Genomic DNA, 19,321 nt, shown 5'->3' with positions numbered 1-19,321 from the left:
GCTACCTATCAAATGTAAGCGATAACTTCACCACCTACATTTTCCTTTCTTGCTTGTTTTTCAGTCATAACACCTTTAGATGTTGAAATAATTACAGTACCATATCCCGATAGAACTTTTGGAAGTTCTTCGGCTTTAACATAAACTTTAAGTCCTGGTTTTGAAACACGTTTAATTCCGATTATTGCTGCTTGAGCACCTTTGTATTTAAGTGTAACAACGATGTTTTTAGTTGCTAATTCACCTTCAACTTGGTAAGAAGTAATGTATCCTTCTTGTTTAATAATGTCTAAAATTTTTGCTTTTTTATTTGAGTATGGAATCGAAACAGTTTTATGTTTTCTTTGGTTTGCGTTCTTAATACGAACGATCATATCTGAAATAGGATCTGTTATAAACATAATTATCAACTCGCTTTCTTCATACCTGGAATCTTACCTTCATGAGCAAGATTTCTAAAGCAGATACGACATATTTTATATTTTCTTAAAACAGCATGTGGACGTCCACATAATTCACAACGTGTATAAGCACGAGAAGAGAATTTAGCAGGACGTTTTGCTTTAACTATAAGCGATTTTCTAGCCATTATTTATCTCCTTTTTTCTCGAATGGTACACCAAGTAATTCAAGTAAACTTTTAGCTTCTTGATCACTTTTTGCATTAGTTACTACTAATACGTCTAAACCTTTTATACGACGAATTTTGTCAAATTCAATTTCTGGGAATATGATTTCTTCTTTAATTCCGAGAGCAAAGTTTCCTCTACCATCGAATGCTTTTGGATTTGCACCACGGAAATCACGGATACGTGGCATTGCAACATTGATTAATTTTTCTAAGAAATCTCACATTCTTTCTCTACGGAGTGTAACTTTTCCACCCATAGGCATTCCTTCACGAAGTTTTCATGAAGCGTTAGATTTTTTAGCTACTGTTTGATATGGTTTTTGTGATGAAATTAATGTTAATTCATTAATAACTTCCTCGATTGCTTTTGAGTTTGAAACTTCTTTACCTGCTGTCATATTTATAACGATTTTTTCTATTCTTGGAACAGCCATTATTGATGAGTAATTGTATTTTTTAATTAAAGCAGGAACTGCTTTTTCTAAGTAAACTTTCTTTAAAGACATATTATATTTCCTTCTTAGTTTTTTTAGCTACTCTTACTTTTTTACCATCTTTAATTTTGAATCCAATTTTTGAATATTGAGCAGGTGAATTCTTAGCAGGTTTTTTTACTAAGAATGCCACGTTTGATACATGAATAGCAGCTTCTTTTGAAGATATTGATCCTTCTGTGTTTTGTTGTGTTGGCTTGTTGTGTTTTGTTACCATGTTAATATCTTTAATAATAACTGTTTGGTCTTTATGATTAACTGATTGTATTGTCCCGTTTTTACCTTTGCTTCTTCCAGCAATTACATAAACTTGATCATTTTTCTTGAATTTAATTTTGTTCATATTTAATAATCTCCTTTACTATAAAACTTCTGGTGCAAGTGAAACGATTTTTGGGAATCTTTCACGGATTTCACGAGCTACTGGACCGAATACACGTGTTCCACGTGGAGTCAAGTCTTCTTTAAGTAATACAACTGCGTTATCATCAAAACGAATGTATGATCCGTTTTCTCTTGATATACCATAACGACTTCTAACAATAACAGCCTTAACAATTTGACCAGCTTTAACACCACCATTAGGAATAGCTTTTTTTACTGAACAAATAATTATGTCACCAATATTAGCAACTTTTTTCTTACTTCCACCTAATATACGAATAACACCAATTTCTTTAGCACCTGAGTTATCAGCTACGTTAGCTCTTGATAATTCTATAAGCATTATTTAGCTCCTTCAATAGCTGATTGTTTAATTGATACTAATCTAAAATGTTTAGTTTTTGATAATGGACGAGTCTCCATTATTAAAACTATATCATCTAATTTAGCTTCTTGGTTTTCGTCATGTACAGCAAAACGTTTAGTTGATTTAAAACGTTTAGCATATAATGGGTGTTTTTTGTAAGTGTCAACTGCAACAATAATTGTTTTTGGTGTCTTGTGAGCAGAAACAACTGTTCCAGTTAAGGTTTTTCTTGAATTTCTTTCCATAATTAGTTAGCCCCTTTTTCGTTTAAAGCTGTAAGGATTTTTGCAATATCTTTTCTTATTTCGTTAATTTTGTGTGTTTGGTCAAGTGAACCTGTAGCGTTTTTGAATCTTAAAGTTCAAAGTTCAGCTTTTAGATCAACTACTAATGTTTGTAATTCTTCAACGCTTTTTGCTTTAATATCTTTATATAACATTATTTAGCTCCTTCTAATTCTTGTGTTGCTTCTTTTTGAACAATCTTTCATTTAACAGGTAATTTGTGTCCACCAAGACGTAATGCATCTCTTGCAATATCTTCTTTAACACCGCTTACTTCAAACATCATTGTATTAACTTTAACTGCTGTATATCATTTTTCAGGCGATCCTTTTCCAGATCCCATACGAACCCCAATAGGTTTCGAAGTTTTTGAGAAGTGTGGGAAGATACGAATAATAACTTGTCCTTCACGTCCCATTCTTCTTGTAATAGCAATACGAGCACTTTCGATTTGTCTTGCTGTAACTCATGAACTTGTTACAGCTTGTAAACCAAATTCTCCAAATGAAACTTTGTTTCCTTTGTGTGCAACACGTTTATCGTGTTTCACTAAAAATGGTTTACGGTATTTAGTTCTTTTTGGTTGAAGCATGTTTATCATCTCCTTCCAATATTTCACCTAGTGAAACTCAAACTTTAACTCCAATAGCTCCATATGTTGTACGAGCTGTTGCAGTAGCATAATCAACGTTTTGTCTTAGTGTATGAAGTTTCATTTCTCCTTCTGAATATCCTTCAGAACGAGCCATGTCAACTCCATTAAGACGACCGCTAACACTAGTTTTAATTCCTTTAGCTCTAGCACGCATAGCATTTCTAATTGCCATTTTTTGAGCTGTTCTAAAGCTTTCACGGTTTTCTAATTTAATAGCGATCATTTCTGCAAGTAATCTTGCATTTAAATCAGGGTTTTTTAATTCAACAACTTTGATGTTGATTTTAATGTGTTTATTTTTTATGAATTTTGTTAATTTAGTTGTTAGTTCAACGATGTTTTTACCTTCTTGACCTAAAACAACTGCTGGTTTTGCACTATGTAATGTTACAGTAGTGTGGTTATCTTGTGTTCTTTTAATCTCCACTTTACCTAATTGGTATTGACGTACATATTTATCAAAGAATTTATAGATTTTTGCATCTTCAACTAATTGATTACCGAATTGTGCTTTATCAGCAAATCAGGTAGTGTTGTGTGCTTTAGTAACTCCGAAACGGAATCCATTTGGATTAACTTTTTGTCCCATTAGTTCTTTTCCTCCAATGTTATTGATAAGTGTGATGTACGTTTGAAGATTGAATAAGCTCTTCCTTGGCTTCTTGGTTGAAATCTTTTAAGTGTTGGTCCTTCATTAACCAATACTTCTTTAACAAATAATTTTGATGCGTCCATTCCATGGTTGTTTGTTGCATTAGCGATTGCTGAGTTTAATAATTTAACAAATAATGGAGCTGCTTTTTTAGATGTATTGTGTAATATACCTAAAGCCACTCTAATATCTTTACCTCTAAATAGATCAGCTACTAATCTTGCTTTACGTGCAGATACGTGTTGTAATTTAACTAAAGCGTAAGCTTGTTGTTTTTTAACTTCTGTATTAGCCATTATTTCTTCTTACCTTTATCTGAACCATGTCCTGTAAATGTTCTAGTAGGTGAGAATTCTCCCAATTTGTGTCCTACCATATCATCAGTTACATATACTTCGATAAATTGTTTACCATTGTGAACAGAGAATGTTAATCCTACAAAACTTGGAAAGATTGTTGAACGTCTTGATCAAGTTTTGATAGGTTTTTTAGGTGCTTTACCTTCAACGATAGCATCTACTTTTTTAAGTAAATGATCGTCTGCAAATGGACCTTTTTTAAGACTACGTGCCATTATTTAGCATCCTTTCTTCTTCTAATAATTAATTTGTTTGAAGATTTCTTAGTTTTTCTTGTTTTAACTCCAAGAGCTTTTTTACCTCAAGGTGTAAGAGGGGCTTTACGACCAATTGGTTGTTTACCTTCTCCTCCTCCATGTGGGTGATCTACAGGGTTCATAACCGATCCTCTAACTGTAGGTCTAACTCCAAGATGTCTGCTTCTTCCAGCTTTTCCTAAATTAACTAATAAGTGTTCTTCGTTCCCTACAACACCTATTGTTGCACGACAACGAGCTAGGATACGTCTTGTTTCACCTGATTTAAGTCTTAAAACAACGTATTTCCCGTCATCATCTTTACCAAGAATTTGAGCTGATGTTCCAGCACTACGTGCTATAACACCACCACCACCTGGTTGCATTTCTATATTGTGAACATATGTACCTTCAGGTATTAATGATAAAGGTAAAGCATTACCTACAATAATATCTGCTTGATCTCCTGAATATACAACTTGTCCTACTTTAATTCCTTTCGGAGCTAAAATGTATTTTTTCTCTCCATCTGCATATGCTAATAAACAAATGTTTGCTGATCTGTTTGGATCATATTCAATTGTTTTAACTACAGCTGGAATATTATCTTTGTTACGTTTGAAGTCGATAAGTCTATAGAATCTCTTAACTCTTCCTCCATGATGTCTTACAGTAATTTTTCCTGTATTATTACGACCTGCATTATTCTTTAATATAACCATTAAAGATTTTTCAGGTGCATGACCACTAAGGTTTTCTTTGTAATTAAGAGAAGACATATTACGACGACCATTTGTAGTTGGCTTATAATGTTTAATTGCCATTGTGTCTTACTCCTTGCTTAAAAATAGTTGCGGATCTTTCTTTTAAGCTTAAATTTTCCGCGTTTTGTAACAAACTTATATAAGTTTATTTATGAGTGGATTATTCTCCACCAAGTTTTCTTGTTGTAGTTTTCTTTGAAGCAACACTCGAAACTGCCTTAGAAGCTTTTTCGTTCTTGTGTGCAAGTTTTGCTGCTGCTCTTTTTTCTACATCACTTACTTCTTTAGCAGCTTTTTTATCTGCTTTTACTTCAGTGGTTTTTGTTGCATCATCTTGTGGGAAGATGTTAATTGTGTTACCTTCTGCTAAAGTAATAATAGCTTTTTTATAACGATTTACAAAACCGTGGTAACGTCCTACATTCTTAGGTTTTTTATCTATCTTAATTGTATTAACCTTCACAACCTTTACTTTGAAAATTACTTCAACTGCATTAGCAATTTGGAATTTGTTTGCATCATAAGCTACTGCAAATGAATAAACTCCTTTTTCCATTTGTGCATAAGTCTTTTCGGTTAAAATAGGTTTTTTAATGATATCTGTAAATTGCATTATTTAATTTTCCCTTCTAACACTTTAAGACTGTTTTTTGAAATAACCATAACATCAGCTGCAATTAATAATTCAACGCTTAATGAATGTGGTTTTACAGTGACAACATTTGATAAGTTGGCTGCTGATTTAAATAAAGTTTCATCTTCAGTTACTATTAAGATATGTCTTACATCATTGATCTTTAATGTAGTTAATTTCTTAACAAGTTCTTTTGTTGAAATTTTGTTTAATTTTAAATCATCAATTGCAACTGCCTTATCATTAGCTAATAATGTAAGAGCTGAAACAAAAGCTGCATATCTTACTTTCTTATTAACTTTTAATGAGTAGTTCTTTTCTGATTGAGGACCAAATGCTCTACCTCCACCAACAAATACTGGTGTTCTAAGAGAACCTGTTCTTGCTCTACCTGTTCCTTTTTGTCTTCAAGGTTTTTTACCTGTACCACTTACTTGAGCACGGTTTTTAACTTGGTGTGTTCCTTGTCTTCTTGAAGCACGGTCAGATAGAATTGTGTCGAATATTGCTTGTTCATAAATTTTTTCACTAGCAAATAATTCGCTTGGAAGTTTAGCATCAAATTTTACTAAGTTCTTTGTTGATGTTTCAACAGTAACTTTTGTATCTTCTTTTGCTACGGCTTTTTTAGGAGCTGTTTCTTTTTTAACAACTTCTTTTTTTGGTGTTGTTTCTTTAACTACAACTTTTTTAGGAGCTACTTCTTTAGCTACAACTTCTTTTTTAGGTGCTTTTGTTGTTGTCTTTACAACGATTTTTTCACCATCTTCACCATGAATTGTCTTTGTTAAAGTTGTTGTAACAGTTTTAGTAATTTCAATTGTTTGTGTTTGTTCAATATCAGGTGTAACTTTTTTTGTTGTTTTTTTAACAACTTTAGGTTCTTTAACTTTAGTTGTTTCTAAAATAACTTTTTTATCTTTAGCTGATGCAGCTTTGATTGTTGCTTTTTCTTTTGCAGGGGCTGCTTTAAGAGGAGCCTTTTCTTTTGCAGGAGCTGCTTTTAAAGTAGTAGTTTTAGCTGGAGCTTTTTTAGTTGTTGGTTTTAATTGATCTGCCATGACTATTTGTCTCCTTCTTTACTTTCTTTTTCTTTAGCTTCTGCTGCTTCTACTAATGGTAATAAATCTCTTGATGTCATACCTGCAACAACTTCAACTTGTAATTTCTTAGCTTTTTCAACTAATTCATTCATTAAAATTACTTCATTTATATCAACAAGGTTAATTGGATTATGATTTGCTAATCCCTTAACTCCTTGTCTAACCATTACAAATGATTTTTTAGGTCCTGGAATTGAACCTTTGATTAGTAATAAATTATTTACTAAATCAACTTTTACAACTTCTAGGTTTTGAACTGTTGTTCTTTCATTTCCTAATTGTCCAGGCATTGTCATACCTTTAACAACTTTGTTTCCAGCAATATCTCCAAGAGAACCTGTTTGTCTAACTGGTTGTGATCCTCCACCACCACCGTGAGACTTAGGTCCAATGTGTTGATTGTGTCTTTTAATTGTTCCAGCAAATCCTTTTCCTTTAGATGTTCCTGTAACATCAACAAGTTCACCAGCTTTAAATACATTTGCTTGTAATACTTGTCCAAGTTCATAACCAGACATGTCACGAACTTCTTTTACGTAGCGCTTAGGTGTTGTTTTAGCTTTTGCAAAGTGACCAGTTTCTGGTTTATTACTACGACTTGCTTTTTTATCAAAAACCGCAAGTTGAATAGCTGTATAACCGTTTTTTTCTTGGCTTAGTACTTTTGTAACAACATTTGGTTGAACTTCAATAACTGTAACAGCAACTCTTTGTCCTGTTTCAGTATAAACTTGAGTCATCCCAACTTTACGTCCTAAGATTCCTTTCATATTTTCTCCTTATGTTTAAATAAATAAACTATTTTGTTTTAACTGTAACTTGAATCGCTACACCAGCGGGTAGTTCAAGTCTTTTGATTTTATCAGTAGTTGCATCATTAACTTTTGTTACTACAATAAGTCTTTGGTGAGTTCTACTTTCAAATTGTTCACGACTTGGTTTGTTAACGTGAACTGATCTTAAAATGGTAATTTCTTCTCGTTTTGTAGGAAGAGGAATTGGTCCACTAACTTCAGATCCAGCTGTTTTGGCTGCATTAAAGATTTTTCTTGCTGCTTCATCAACTAAAGCATGGTCGAAACCTTTAACTTTGATATTTAATCTACTCATGTTGTCTCCTTTGTTCATTACGAACTCAGCTCACCATAAAAACCTTATACGTCCTCAACAACTTATTTTGGCGTATCAGCAACCTTATGGATCAATGCTGTAGTTGCTTTTATATTATAGAGATAAAAAAAATAAACAAAAGCAAAAAAATGAAAAAGTTTTGTATTATATTTTTCTAACAACTCTTTTTGCTGTATCATATTGTTTTTTTATGTATTTTTTATCTAAAAAATGCATTTAAAATTAATAGAAAAACTAATTAATTTAGTGCTTAATATCATAATATTATTTGTAATATTTAAATGTTTTATTAATATAAAACAAGCAAAAAAAATATTTTTTGTAGTTTTAAAATGTATATAATTATGACCTTATGAAAAATAAAGTTTATAAATTAGCTCATAGAGGATATAGTGATATATATCCCGAAAATACAAAACTTGCATTTGATAAAGCAGTAGAATATGGATTTGATGGTGTTGAGTTGGATCTGCATTTAACTAAGGATAAAAAAGTTGTTATTATTCATGATTTTAATACAAAAAGAGTTGCTGGTGTTGATAAAATTATTGAGCAAAGTAACTTAAATGAATTGAAAACTCTTAATTATGCAGACAATTTAAAATTTTTAGGCACATTAGAAACCATACTAACTCTTGACGAGTTTCTAGAACTATATAAAGACAAAATGGAACTAATTAATTTAGAAATAAAAACCGAAAACAACAATTATCAAGGTATAGAAGAAATAATTTATAAAACATTAATTAGACATAAAGTTAATTTAAATAAAATTCTTTTAAGTTCATTTAATTTAAATACTTTGCATAACTTTTATAAACTAAATCATGATTTAGAATTAGGTTTTCTCATCGATAAAAAGAAGACACTAATTGATATTGACAAAGATCATTTAAAAATAATTAAGTATCTTAATGTATCGTTGAGTTCATATAAAATTAACAAAAAATTCTATGATTCTTTTGCCAAATATTATGTTTTTTGAACTGTAAAATCTAAAAAGAGTTTTAACAAATATTTAAAAGATATTAACACTTATTGTGTTATTTCAAACAAATGTTTTTGAGATAAAAAATACAAAAAATAAAACAAGTTGATCTTGTTTTTTGTTATGTTTGAGAAATTTTTCCACATTTTTTACATAAAATATCTCTATTATAAGTAGATATTATTCTTTTATATAAATTTAATTATAATCAAAATGGAAGGTGGTATGGCGATGATAGATAAACCATATATTGAAACAGTTTTTAATATAACTACAAACGACAATAAAAATAACATTAATGAGATGATATTGAAGGTTGATGTTGAATGTTTAAAAGAAAAATTTTTACTAACTGTGCCTGCTGATAAAAAAGGAAGTTATAATTCAAAAACTTTTGTACCTAGATATACAGCAAGCTATATAGATAGGGTTAAGGGAACAAAGGTAGATTTAGGGGATATGCCTAGTTTTGAACTTTCTAAATTAAATGAAAAATTCATACATATTTTTGGTTGGACAAAATGAATCAAAGATAATAATTATTATTGAGTAAATCCAATAAATATTGAGGATAAGAATTTGCCAAATCATCAAAAAACATTGTTTGGTAAAATTATTGAAAATTCTGTAATTACAAAAAATATGAAATTTAAAACAATAAGAACTAATGATGGATTTTGTTATAACGCATATTGTAATGATAAACATGAACCATTTTTTGATTTATACGTATCTCACAAAGTAAAAACAACAGCAAGTGCGCCGCTTTATTCTGGTGATGATAGTGCTTTTTATTATTATTACAATGATAAGTTTTTTGATGATAAAACATCAAAAAACGAACCATTTAATTTTGATTCAATGATATTATTAAACGGAATTAGAATAAAACCATATTTTTTAATTGATAATACTGATGATTATGAATTAAATATAGAATATAAAAATATTTTTATTGATGGAAGAAAAGTTGAAGGTGATTTTTCTAAAAATATAAAAAAAGGTAATAAAAAAACAATTTTAAAAAGAATTCAAAACATTTTAGTGGGTGATGAAGTGTCAGAAGATTCAAAAAGCAACATAGAAAAAGCGGGTGGATTGGTAATTAATGGAGTGGTAAAGGTGGTACCATATTTGAAACCAGTTATGGATTCATTTAGTAATTTGTGGTTTACAGTATTTTCAAAAGTAGATTATATAAATGAATCTAATGTTGAAAAAAGAATAATGAATAATACATTAGAAATAATGTTTGATAAAAAATTTTATCTAGATGATCCTAGTAATTTTTATTTAAGCATTAATGATATAGAACTTAAAATTAAAAGTTTTAATGAACTATCACCAACTAAAATAATTTCTCTTTCAAGATTAGATGTAGAATTAATTTTAGATCACGAAGAAACCGATAGAGATTATTCATATGAACATTATAAGAAAAAAGATATTCAAATGTTTTCAGTAAAGACAAAAGATATTAACAATAAAAAAGTTGGTTTAATTTATAATACGATGACTGGCGAAGAGTTACCAATTGATTTATTAATAACAAAATCATGACAATATACAAAATATTGAAAAATAGATTTAAATTACTTTACAAGTTTAAGAAATGTTTTAGAAAACAATTGATATAAATATGATGAAAATACAAAAAACAATATTATTAAAGAACTTAATAAAGATTGGTTGAAAAATGCATAAAAAAGTTTTGATTTCTCTTTACATTTCACCTATAATAATTGCACCAATAATAGGTTTAAGTGTTGCATTAACAACACCAATTAAAAAATATACTTATAACCATCCAAGCAACAATAATAATCAAAATATAAAAGACTATGAATTTTTATATTCTCTTTTGAATCAAGAAGTAAAAAACGGTGTTATTAAAGTTAAAAAAGTTGGTGATATGTTTTTTGGTTTTGAAACCAAAAAAGAATTGCTTAACACACTTAAGAATGCTGGTTTCAATGAACTTGTATTTATCCAAGATATTGTTTTTAATAATGAACTAAGTAATAAATATATATTAAATAGAGTTGAAGATTTAGAATATCCTATACAAAGAATAGATTTGGATTCTCTTTTGACAAACGATGATTTTAAACTTAAATTGAACAATAATTTTTTTATACCAAACTCTAAAATGAAGTTCAAATTAAAAATTTTTATCATTAGAAAAGGTAGCAAAATTATAAATTATTATGGCGACGATAAAAATGAATATGGTTCCGCAATGCTAAGGGTTGGAAGTTATGAAGAATAAAAAAATAATTAAAATCTTAGCGAAGATTTTTGCAACTATATCTTTATCATTGAGTCTAGGTAGCTTATTTTACTTTGTTCCTATTCACATTAGAACAATACAACAAAATAATTATTTTAATGAAGTAAATTACTCAAATGACAACATCAAAAAAGAGTTTAATATTGTAAAAAATGGTGATAAAATATCAATAAAAATTAATAAAAATGCCGATAAAAAGATTGTTGATTATTTAAAATATTATGGTTTAAATAATATTGAACTTGTTCCTTTTTATTATGATGATAGCAACAAAAAAGTATTTTTAACTCCAACAAAAATTATTCAAATTGATTTAAACAATTTGAATAAGGAAATCGAGTTAAATATAAATAAAGAATTTAAATATTACAAAATCAGCTTAAATACAAAAGGTGTTATATATCCAAAGAAAATAGACGAATATAAATGATATGTTTTATATCAAGATGATAAACAATTATAAAAAAATAGAACAAGTTCAACTTGTTCTATTTTAATTATTAAATTATTATAGATCTTTTGGGTCTTTAATAATTTCTTTAATTGCTTTTCATAATTCAAGGTATGTGTTTTTATATCCATATGGATCTAATCATCCACCGTATTCACTGTTTCCTGTGATTAGTTGGTATGATTGTTTTCATTCTAGATCACTTCATTTTTTAGTTTCGGCATCATATTTTCTACCTTTTGATCCCTCTGGATTTAAGAATAGATCTTTCATTGCAGCGTCTTTTGATTCATAAAGTGCTACACGATCATCGTTCGATTGTTTCTTTGAAGCTTCATCAAAGAAGTCGTTGAAGTTGTCTCCAATTTTCATAGCAACACGGAATTTAACCTTATCAGCTCCTGTTGTTCCTAAGTCTCAACCTTCTGTGTTTTCACTTGTAGCATTCATTCTTTGGTTTTTGAATACTAATTTACCAATGTTGTAAGCCATATCAGATGATGGTCATCCTATTCATGGCATTTTTCTAAATTCTTTACCAAATTTTAAATCATTTGTTAATGCTGAAATTTCTTCTTTTGTAACTTTAGCGGCTTGTTCTGGAGTCATTTTTGATCATTCTTCAATTTTCTTTTCTTTTTCAGGGTCGGCAGCTTTATAAGGTACAGATCCTCTCATTCAGAATTGTCAATCTTGAACATATTCTTTTTTAACACCGGCTTTAATTAAGTTTTCTTTAACGGCTTTTCTAACTGTTTCTGGTTGATTCATATCAGAGTTATACATTACAACTCCACCTTTATCAAAAACATGGTTAATAAATGCAATAGCACCTGGAGTTGCTTTTCTTACACCTTTAAGGTCATAGTTTTCTTTATCGGCTGGTTTATATCCACCAACAGTCATGGCTCTTGATTCTGTAAAGTCATTACTTAAAACCGTTTCATCAATATCCATATATACAACAGGGATGAATTTATCAGTATCAGGATTTTTAACTAAACCAGTTGTTTTTTCAACTTTACCTAAATCTCATTTACTTGTAGCATCCTTAATTAAATTATCAAATTTAATTTTTGCTAGTGCATAATCTTGTTCTCTACCAATTCTTGATTCAGCTGATTTAATGTACCAAACTATTGAACCAATTTGTGCAGCATCTTTATTTAGTGTGTTAATCAAGTTTGCTGCTTCATCTTGAGTTAAAATTCCTTTAACATCAAGGGCGTGAATTAATTTATTTTTATCTTCATTGGTTAATTTTTTAACCATTTCAATTACTTCTGCTGGAGTAGCATCTTTTTTATCTGTTCCGTTATTACATGACACAGCAACTACTGAAAGTGCACTAACAGCAGGTATCATAGCTCCTAATAGAAATAATTTTTTATTTAATTTCATATTTTCCTCACTTGTATGTAAAAAACATACTTTAATATTATAATCCATATAAAAAAAATAAAACATTTTAGCTGTTTTATTCATAAATACAAGATGGCATTCAAAAATGATGCACTTTATTATTGATCTAATTCATCAATTCTTGTTTGGTGTCTTCCACCTTCATATTTTGTATTAATGTAATCATCAATCATTTCAAAAGCTTTTTCTTTTTCAATTTGTCTTCCACCAAAACAAAGAACATTTGCATCATTATGTAATTTTGCTAAATGAGCATCTTCCACACTTGCAACTCTTGCAGCTCTTATGTGTTTGTGTCTATTTAAAGCATAAGAAATTCCTAAACCTGTTCCACAAACAGCTACACCAAAATCAACATCATTATCCACTACATAGTCAGCTAATTTGTTTCCTTGCGAAGCATAAGAAATAGAAACTTTATCTGTATCAGGACCTAAGTCAACAGTTTCATAACCTTTCTTAGCTAAATAATTTTTAATATTTTCTTTTAATTCAAAACCAGCATGATCGCTAGCTAAAGCAATTTTCTTTTTCATTTATAACTCCTTAATGTTTATATATTTTACAATATTATATAAGATAAAAATTATTTTCCTTTTTTAGTTCTTTTGAATATATATGTTAATAAGATGTCATGAAACAGTTCGATTCTAAAGATTGCTCATTATATGTCATAAAATATTTTTATGATAAATTTTATGATTCAAATTTACCCATTTCAAAACTAAAGGCAAATAGTACTTATAGCAGCGAAGGAATCAAACTTAACAGCGTTAAAGAATTGTGTAGTGATTTTGGATTATTTTTAAGCACTTATAAATGTGATTTTAATGAACTAACAACCATTGATAAAAGTGAATATCCAATTGCTATTTTAGTTAATAATAATGGTTTTAGCCATTTAATTATTCTAATAAAAAAAGTCTTTAATTTATACTATATTTATGATCCTATAAATGGATATAAATGACTTAACCATAGTGATTTAAGTAATATTTATGGTGGTTTGATAATAGAAATTAAAAGAAACTATAATTACAAAAAAGAGATTGTTAAAAATCAATATAACATACATTTTAATCTTTATTTTTTCTTGATTTGCTTCATTGGATTATTAGCAAAAATTACATCACCATTAATATCAAAAATTTTTATGACTAATTTATATTTTTCCTATGCTATTAATCCACTATTAATTACGTTAATTTTATTTGCTTGATTTACTATTATTACTCAGATTTTTTATTCCATTTCATACAAGTTAATTAATAAAAGAATACTAAAAACTGTAGAAAAAAAACAAGCTGAGTTGCTTGAAAATATTCAAAAAAATAAGTACAAAACAATATATAAATACAATGATAGCGAAATACTTTTGAGGTTTGAAACACTTAAGCCTATTGAAGAATTTAAAGTAAGTTTTTTAAGCAATATCATTATTGATCTGGTTTCAATTTTAGTGTCGGTATATTATTTATATCAATCTAATAATTATGTTCTTATTTCAATAATGTCATATGGATTCATATCCGTTTTATCATCAACATATATAAGTTTAAATATAAGAAAATGAAGTAATTCACTAAAAGAGTTATATTCATTAAACATGATTGGTTTACTGGATTTTTTTAATTTAAACAGGACTATTAATTCTAAGAATACAAATTATTTGTTACTTAATAAAAATAAAAAAATTCTTAGTCAATACAATCTTATATCAAGTAACTTAAGTCATAAACTAAATTTTTGAAATTCTTTTCATGGATTTTTTCATACACTTTTTCCATTTGTTATTTATACAATAGCTATAATTTTATATTGAAACAAGTCAATCCCAATATACCAATTTATATTTTATTTGAGTGGAATTTCACTTATTACTGACCCTTTAAAATCGGTGAATGATAAGATAAATATATGAAATCAAAACAAGCAAAATTTAGAGATTTTAAATACCTTTAATTTCAAAATTTCTAATGAAAAAACATCATTAAATATTGATAAACAAGATCCTATTTCTATTGAAATTAATAACCTAAAATTAAATTGAAAAGATAAAAAAACACTTGATATAAAAAATTTAATTATTGATAAAAACACTCATATTATTGGAAGCAACGGTTCTGGAAAATCAAGCTTAGCAAAAATATTGGTAGGTGTTTATGACTTTTATGAAGGCCTGGTAAATATAGTCATTAAAAATAAAAAATATGATCTTAATTATTATGAAAGTCACATTTTCATAATAAATCCTGACCAATATTTTCCAAATATTTCTATTGAAGAATTTCTTACAGAATCTAGTCCAAATAAAAAGGCATACAAAGATTTAATTTTCAAAAAGTATGATCTCGATCTACTTTTAAACGAAGCTAATATTAAAGTAAATTCTAATTTAATAAATAATGCTAGTAACCTATCTACTGGTCAAAAAAGAATAATTTTATTTTTAAAAGCAATGATTGAAGAACCAAAAATAATTATTCTTGACGAAGCTTTTGAAAACATTAATTTCAATATTTCTAAATTTATGAAAGAATGTCTGAGTGATCATTTAAGCGGTTCATTATTTATAGAAATATCTCATTCTAATAATTATGTCTTCAATAACTCAGAGAGGATTTATATTGAAAAAATTAATGAAATATAAAGAAATTATTTTGCTATTTATATTGTTAATATTACTTTTTGTATCACTAGTTTTGATTATGTCAATAAAAATACCTTCATATAAATCATGCTACATATATGAAGATCATGGAAAATTATTTGTTAATGAATCACTAAATTCTATAAATAAAAAAAGTGAAATAATTATTAAGTTCGAAAATAAAATATACAAATATTCATGTTTAATACTTGAAACTAAAAATCAAAAAACTAATATTAATATATTAGAACCTATTAATGAAAAGCTTAATTTTACAAATGGTCTTAGTTGTTCTATGTTTATCAAATCAATTAATATATTTTGTATATTAACAAATAAGTAGTGTTTTAATTTGAGAACAAAAAAGTTAATTTAGCAATATTCTTGGACCTAAATGAAATAAATAATATGCTATAATTTTTTTATGAATAATTTGGATAAAAATATAGAAATCAATTATGCAAATCATAGGAAATACGGTTTTAAATTCAAAAAGGAATATCAAGAAATTTTAAAAAATCTTGTTAAACATTTTAATATTAAGAAGGATATTCAGGTTGATGTAACTTTTGTTGATAACAAAAAAATTAAGGAATTGAACAAATCGTACAGAAACAAAGATTATGTCACCGATATATTATCATTTGACTTTGGAAAAATAGATTTTAATTCAAAAATACCTTTCATTCATTTGGGTGAATTAGTAATATCTTCGCAAAAAGTTGAAGAACAATCGCAAGAGTTTAATCACTCTTTAAAGAGAGAATATTGTTATTTATTTGCTCATGGACTAATTCACCTGATGGGTTATGACCATGAACTAGAAGATGAAAGAATAGAAATGAATAAATTGGTTGATACTATATTTTCACCTTTAAACATTACAAGAGAAGAGGAATAATAATGGAAAATAAAAAATTAAGAGAATTACTTGCTAAGTCATACTCACCATATTCAAAATTCAAGGTTGCCGCAATCGCAATTGACAATGATGGAAAAGAATATTATGGAGTTAATGTTGAAAATGCAGCCTATCCATCAGGACTTTGTGCTGAAAGAAGCGCTTTATTTGGTTCGGTTGCTTATGGTGGAAAAGTGGGTGATTTTAAGGAGATTCATATCATCTCTCAACTTGATGATTATATCAGTCCTTGTGCTGGTTGCAGACAAGTTATGACTGAATTTATGAAAGACGATGCAAAAGTATTTATGTACAAAAACAATGCAATAGATTTTAGAAAAGTGACAATTAAAGAGTTGGTTCCATTCCCAATTAGAAATGATGATATATTCTAATGAAAGTATGTTTCTGCACGATATTAGGAAGGCCAAATGTTGGTAAGAGTTCTTTATTAAATTCGATACTTTCTTATAATCTTTCAATAGTAACTCCAACGCCTCAAACTACCAGAGATCAAATTACAGGTGTGTATAACGAAGAAGGATATCAAATCATATTCACAGACACACCAGGAATACATAAACCAATCAATAAATTAGGTGAAGCATTAAACAAAAATGCCTATGACACAGTTAAAAACAATGATCTAGCGCTCTTTTTAACACCTGCTGATGAAACAATTGGTAAGGGCGACATTCTTATATTAGATAATTTAAAACACATTAAAAACAAAGTAGCAGTTATAACAAAAGTTGATAAAATCAAAGGTAAGCCTGAACTAATCGAGCAAAAATTAGAAAGCTTAAAAGAATACGGATTTAATAAAATTCTTTCAACATCAACCCAAAATTCTAAATCAATAGATTTTCTTATAAGTACACTAAAAGAATTTACATATGAAGATAACGCTTATTATGATCAAGACTATTTAACGGATAAGCCAATGCGTTTTTTAGCAAAAGAAATTATAAGAGAAAGTGCTATTAATTCATTATATGATGAACTACCACATTCTATAGCTGTTGAAATTGATGAATTCATAGAACAAGATGAATTCATGGAAATAAAAGCAACTATTTTTGTTAAAAAAGATTCACAAAAAGGTATGGTTGTTGGAGTGGGTGGCAAGAAAATTAAAGAGATAGGAACGTCATCACGTTTAAAAATATCACATCAGTTTGGTTGTAGAGTTATTCTTAACTTAAATGTTAAAGTGGCTAAAAAATGAGTTGATGATGAAAAAATAATTAAAAAATTCGGATATTAATTTTAAAAAACAAAGGTGTTCAAAAATAATTCCTTTGTTTTTTAAAAGTAATTTATAAATCATAATGCATATTAAAATTAATTATTTATAATATATACATTGAAAGGAAACTATGATTACAAAAATAACAAATACACGTAATAGTTCACAACTATTAAAAGCCGTTTTTAAAAAGGATGCATATCCAAAAACATTACTGGAAAAGAAGTTTTCTGTGACAGATTACTTTGATACAAAAGAATCGCTTGTTTTTATGGGTGACAAAAAAGAATATAAATTAGAAGATGCTATTTCATTTGCTAAAACAATTTCAAAGTCAGCACAAAGAGATTACCAAATAGATTTAGATTCATTCGTAGCAGGTGATGTAACAATTCAACAATTGGTTAAATTCTTTGTTGAATCATATAACTATACTAGTTACAAACTTTGAAATCTAAAAACAAAGAAAGATGAACCTAAATTCGAAATTACATTATTTAGTTCAGTTAATGAAACGGAATACAAAGAAGCGCTTACCGAAGCTTTGATTCTTTCTGAATCACTTAACTTTGCTAGAGAATTACAAATTATGGCTCCTAATGTTTGCAACTCAGAATATTTAGCTGATGTAGTAGCAAAAGAAGTTAAAAAACATAAAAACCTTACACTTAAAGTTCTAAACAAAAAAGAAATTGAAGATCACAAAATGGGTCTATTACTTTCTGTTAATAAAGGAAGTGTTTATGAACCTAGAGTTGTAGTAATCGAATATACCGGAAATCCTGCAAGTAAAGAAAAAACAGTTCTTGTTGGAAAAGGAATTACTTTTGATTCAGGAGGTTATAGTTTAAAACCTTCTAAATCAATGCTTGGAATGAAATTCGATATGTCTGGTTCAGTTATAGTAGCTTCAACATTATTAGCTATTGCACAACTAAAACCAAAAGCAAACTTTTCAGCAGTATTATGCATTACAGATAATAGAGTAAACGGTGATGCTTCATTACCCGATTCTGTATGAGTATCGATGAATGGAAAATCAGTTGAAATTAATAACACTGATGCTGAAGGAAGATTAGTTATGGCTGATGGATTAACCTATGCAGTAAGAAAACTTAATGCTACAAGATTAATTGATGTCGCTACATTAACTGGTGCTATTCTTGTTGCTCTTGGATCAACATACACCGGAGCATGATCAACAACCGAAAAAGGATGACAAGAATTATCAATGGCTGCTAATACACAAAATGAATTGATTTGAAGAATGCCTCTTGATGAAGCTTTTGCAAAAGAAATTAGAAATAGTTATGTAGCAGACCTTAAAAACACTGACTTATCAGGAAATGGCGGTGGTTCATCATCAGCTGCTATGTTCTTAAAAGAATTCACCGAAGGTGTTGAATATATTCACCTTGATGTAGCTGGAACAGCAGACCTTGGCGGACAACCAACAGGAGTAATGATCAAAACACTTACACAAATGGCTTTAAACAACAAATAGTAAAATAATAACGACCTTACTTAGGTCGTTTTTTATGTAGTCATATATAAATCTAATGATTTTCTATATTTTAATTTTGTTCATAAAATCATGACTAGTTGTTCCACCAAAAAACAATGTCACCTTATACAATTACTCTGAATTTTTCAATAAACTATTACTAAAGTTTTTT

At 28.3% G+C, this 19,321-nt stretch carries 28 protein-coding genes; 10 read left to right on the top strand and 18 right to left on the bottom strand.

Annotation, left to right across the window (positions count from 1 at the left end):
• Nucleotides 1-5 precede the first annotated feature (5 nt).
• From rpsH to rpsJ, 16 genes are all read right to left on the bottom strand, one after another.
• Nucleotides 6-401, bottom strand: a complete 396-nt coding sequence (gene rpsH / locus MCRO_RS00680) for a 30S ribosomal protein S8 (protein WP_013054498.1) — start codon at nt 399-401, stop codon at nt 6-8.
• A 2-nt stretch (nt 402-403) separates the two neighbouring features.
• Entirely contained in the window at nt 404-589 is a 186-nt protein-coding gene (locus MCRO_RS00675) for a type Z 30S ribosomal protein S14 (RefSeq protein ID WP_013054666.1), read from the bottom strand.
• On the bottom strand, nt 589-1,137 hold the full coding sequence (rplE, locus tag MCRO_RS00670; RefSeq protein WP_013054319.1) for a 50S ribosomal protein L5: 549 nt from the start codon (nt 1,135-1,137) through the stop codon (nt 589-591). The genes MCRO_RS00675 and rplE overlap by 1 nt, the downstream gene beginning before the upstream one ends.
• Before the next feature lies 1 nt (nt 1,138).
• Nucleotides 1,139-1,468 carry a 50S ribosomal protein L24 gene (gene rplX, locus MCRO_RS00665; protein ID WP_013054374.1) on the bottom strand — a complete coding sequence of 110 codons (330 nt, stop codon included), beginning with the start codon at nt 1,466-1,468 and terminating at the stop codon, nt 1,139-1,141.
• Between the two features lie 18 nt (nt 1,469-1,486).
• Nucleotides 1,487-1,852, bottom strand: coding sequence for a 50S ribosomal protein L14 (gene rplN, locus MCRO_RS00660; protein ID WP_013054137.1), 366 nt, complete (start codon nt 1,850-1,852; stop codon nt 1,487-1,489).
• Nucleotides 1,852-2,121 carry a 30S ribosomal protein S17 gene (gene rpsQ / locus MCRO_RS00655; protein ID WP_013054755.1) on the bottom strand — a complete coding sequence of 90 codons (270 nt, stop codon included), beginning with the start codon at nt 2,119-2,121 and terminating at the stop codon, nt 1,852-1,854. The genes rplN and rpsQ overlap by 1 nt, the downstream gene beginning before the upstream one ends.
• A gap of 2 nt (nt 2,122-2,123) precedes the next feature.
• The gene (rpmC, locus tag MCRO_RS00650; protein WP_013054714.1) at nt 2,124-2,315 is read right to left on the bottom strand and encodes a 50S ribosomal protein L29; all 192 of its coding nucleotides are present in this window, start codon (nt 2,313-2,315) and stop codon (nt 2,124-2,126) included.
• Nucleotides 2,315-2,752, bottom strand: a complete 438-nt coding sequence (gene rplP, locus MCRO_RS00645) for a 50S ribosomal protein L16 (RefSeq protein WP_013054481.1) — start codon at nt 2,750-2,752, stop codon at nt 2,315-2,317. The genes rpmC and rplP overlap by 1 nt, the downstream gene beginning before the upstream one ends.
• On the bottom strand, nt 2,730-3,404 hold the full coding sequence (rpsC, locus tag MCRO_RS00640; RefSeq protein WP_013054375.1) for a 30S ribosomal protein S3: 675 nt from the start codon (nt 3,402-3,404) through the stop codon (nt 2,730-2,732). The genes rplP and rpsC overlap by 23 nt, the downstream gene beginning before the upstream one ends.
• On the bottom strand, nt 3,404-3,763 hold the full coding sequence (rplV, locus tag MCRO_RS00635) for a 50S ribosomal protein L22 (protein ID WP_013054161.1): 360 nt from the start codon (nt 3,761-3,763) through the stop codon (nt 3,404-3,406). The genes rpsC and rplV overlap by 1 nt, the downstream gene beginning before the upstream one ends.
• Entirely contained in the window at nt 3,763-4,041 is a 279-nt protein-coding gene (gene rpsS / locus MCRO_RS00630) for a 30S ribosomal protein S19 (RefSeq protein ID WP_005683287.1), read from the bottom strand. The genes rplV and rpsS overlap by 1 nt, the downstream gene beginning before the upstream one ends.
• Nucleotides 4,041-4,886, bottom strand: a complete 846-nt coding sequence (gene rplB, locus MCRO_RS00625) for a 50S ribosomal protein L2 (RefSeq protein WP_013054461.1) — start codon at nt 4,884-4,886, stop codon at nt 4,041-4,043. Before rplB ends, rpsS begins: the two co-directional genes overlap by 1 nt.
• Before the next feature lie 100 nt (nt 4,887-4,986).
• A complete protein-coding gene (gene rplW, locus MCRO_RS00620) occupies nt 4,987-5,439 on the bottom strand; it encodes a 50S ribosomal protein L23 (protein ID WP_013054192.1) in 453 nt (150 codons plus the stop codon).
• Entirely contained in the window at nt 5,439-6,521 is a 1,083-nt protein-coding gene (rplD, locus tag MCRO_RS00615; protein ID WP_013054593.1) for a 50S ribosomal protein L4, read from the bottom strand. Before rplD ends, rplW begins: the two co-directional genes overlap by 1 nt.
• A gap of 2 nt (nt 6,522-6,523) precedes the next feature.
• Nucleotides 6,524-7,333: a 50S ribosomal protein L3 gene (rplC, locus tag MCRO_RS00610; RefSeq protein ID WP_013054662.1), complete on the bottom strand. Its 810-nt coding sequence runs from the start codon at nt 7,331-7,333 to the stop codon at nt 6,524-6,526.
• 28 nt (nt 7,334-7,361) lie between these two features.
• Nucleotides 7,362-7,673 carry a 30S ribosomal protein S10 gene (gene rpsJ, locus MCRO_RS00605; protein WP_013054810.1) on the bottom strand — a complete coding sequence of 104 codons (312 nt, stop codon included), beginning with the start codon at nt 7,671-7,673 and terminating at the stop codon, nt 7,362-7,364.
• Nucleotides 7,674-8,046: 373 nt separating this feature from the next.
• On the opposite strand from rpsJ, the gene MCRO_RS00600 reads away from it, so the two are divergent.
• The 4 genes from MCRO_RS00600 (at nt 8,047) to MCRO_RS00585 (ending at nt 11,435) form a co-directional block, all read left to right on the top strand.
• Nucleotides 8,047-8,781, top strand: a complete 735-nt coding sequence (locus MCRO_RS00600) for a glycerophosphodiester phosphodiesterase (RefSeq protein WP_013054278.1) — start codon at nt 8,047-8,049, stop codon at nt 8,779-8,781.
• 132 nt (nt 8,782-8,913) lie between these two features.
• On the top strand, nt 8,914-10,386 hold the full coding sequence (locus tag MCRO_RS00595; RefSeq protein ID WP_013054167.1) for a hypothetical protein: 1,473 nt from the start codon (nt 8,914-8,916) through the stop codon (nt 10,384-10,386).
• Nucleotides 10,379-10,951, top strand: a complete 573-nt coding sequence (locus MCRO_RS00590; RefSeq protein WP_013054393.1) for a hypothetical protein — start codon at nt 10,379-10,381, stop codon at nt 10,949-10,951. The genes MCRO_RS00595 and MCRO_RS00590 overlap by 8 nt, the downstream gene beginning before the upstream one ends.
• Nucleotides 10,941-11,435, top strand: coding sequence for a hypothetical protein (locus tag MCRO_RS00585; RefSeq protein WP_013054508.1), 495 nt, complete (start codon nt 10,941-10,943; stop codon nt 11,433-11,435). Before MCRO_RS00590 ends, MCRO_RS00585 begins: the two co-directional genes overlap by 11 nt.
• A gap of 45 nt (nt 11,436-11,480) precedes the next feature.
• Here the strand turns inward: MCRO_RS00585 and MCRO_RS00580 are convergent, their stop codons facing one another.
• Both MCRO_RS00580 and MCRO_RS00575 read right to left on the bottom strand, forming a co-directional pair.
• The gene (locus tag MCRO_RS00580; RefSeq protein ID WP_013054581.1) at nt 11,481-12,824 is read right to left on the bottom strand and encodes an HAD family acid phosphatase; all 1,344 of its coding nucleotides are present in this window, start codon (nt 12,822-12,824) and stop codon (nt 11,481-11,483) included.
• Between the two features lie 119 nt (nt 12,825-12,943).
• Nucleotides 12,944-13,381 carry an RpiB/LacA/LacB family sugar-phosphate isomerase gene (locus MCRO_RS00575; RefSeq protein WP_013054809.1) on the bottom strand — a complete coding sequence of 146 codons (438 nt, stop codon included), beginning with the start codon at nt 13,379-13,381 and terminating at the stop codon, nt 12,944-12,946.
• 98 nt (nt 13,382-13,479) lie between these two features.
• Here MCRO_RS00575 and MCRO_RS00570 point away from each other — a divergent pair, with 98 nt between their 5' ends.
• The 6 genes from MCRO_RS00570 (at nt 13,480) to MCRO_RS00545 (ending at nt 19,149) form a co-directional block, all read left to right on the top strand.
• Nucleotides 13,480-15,495 carry an Mbov_0121 family peptidase domain-containing ABC transporter gene (locus MCRO_RS00570; protein ID WP_041594003.1) on the top strand — a complete coding sequence of 672 codons (2,016 nt, stop codon included), beginning with the start codon at nt 13,480-13,482 and terminating at the stop codon, nt 15,493-15,495.
• Between the two features lie 58 nt (nt 15,496-15,553).
• The gene (locus tag MCRO_RS00565; protein ID WP_013054736.1) at nt 15,554-15,838 is read left to right on the top strand and encodes a hypothetical protein; all 285 of its coding nucleotides are present in this window, start codon (nt 15,554-15,556) and stop codon (nt 15,836-15,838) included.
• 81 nt (nt 15,839-15,919) lie between these two features.
• Complete coding sequence (gene ybeY, locus MCRO_RS00560) at nt 15,920-16,396, top strand: rRNA maturation RNase YbeY (RefSeq protein WP_013054294.1); 477 nt, start codon at nt 15,920-15,922, stop codon at nt 16,394-16,396.
• Nucleotides 16,397-16,398: 2 nt separating this feature from the next.
• Entirely contained in the window at nt 16,399-16,791 is a 393-nt protein-coding gene (cdd, locus tag MCRO_RS00555; protein ID WP_013054166.1) for a cytidine deaminase, read from the top strand.
• On the top strand, nt 16,791-17,663 hold the full coding sequence (gene era / locus MCRO_RS00550) for a GTPase Era (RefSeq protein WP_013054678.1): 873 nt from the start codon (nt 16,791-16,793) through the stop codon (nt 17,661-17,663). Before cdd ends, era begins: the two co-directional genes overlap by 1 nt.
• A gap of 112 nt (nt 17,664-17,775) precedes the next feature.
• Complete coding sequence (locus MCRO_RS00545; RefSeq protein WP_013054603.1) at nt 17,776-19,149, top strand: leucyl aminopeptidase family protein; 1,374 nt, start codon at nt 17,776-17,778, stop codon at nt 19,147-19,149.
• Nucleotides 19,150-19,321: the final 172 nt, after the last annotated feature.

It is taken from the genome of Mycoplasma crocodyli MP145, from assembly GCF_000025845.1.
GTDB lineage: Bacteria > Bacillota_I > Bacilli_A > Mycoplasmatales > Metamycoplasmataceae > Mycoplasmopsis > Mycoplasmopsis crocodyli.
Note: the sequence above shows the minus strand (reverse complement) of the source record. Positions and strands in the feature narration are given on the sequence as shown.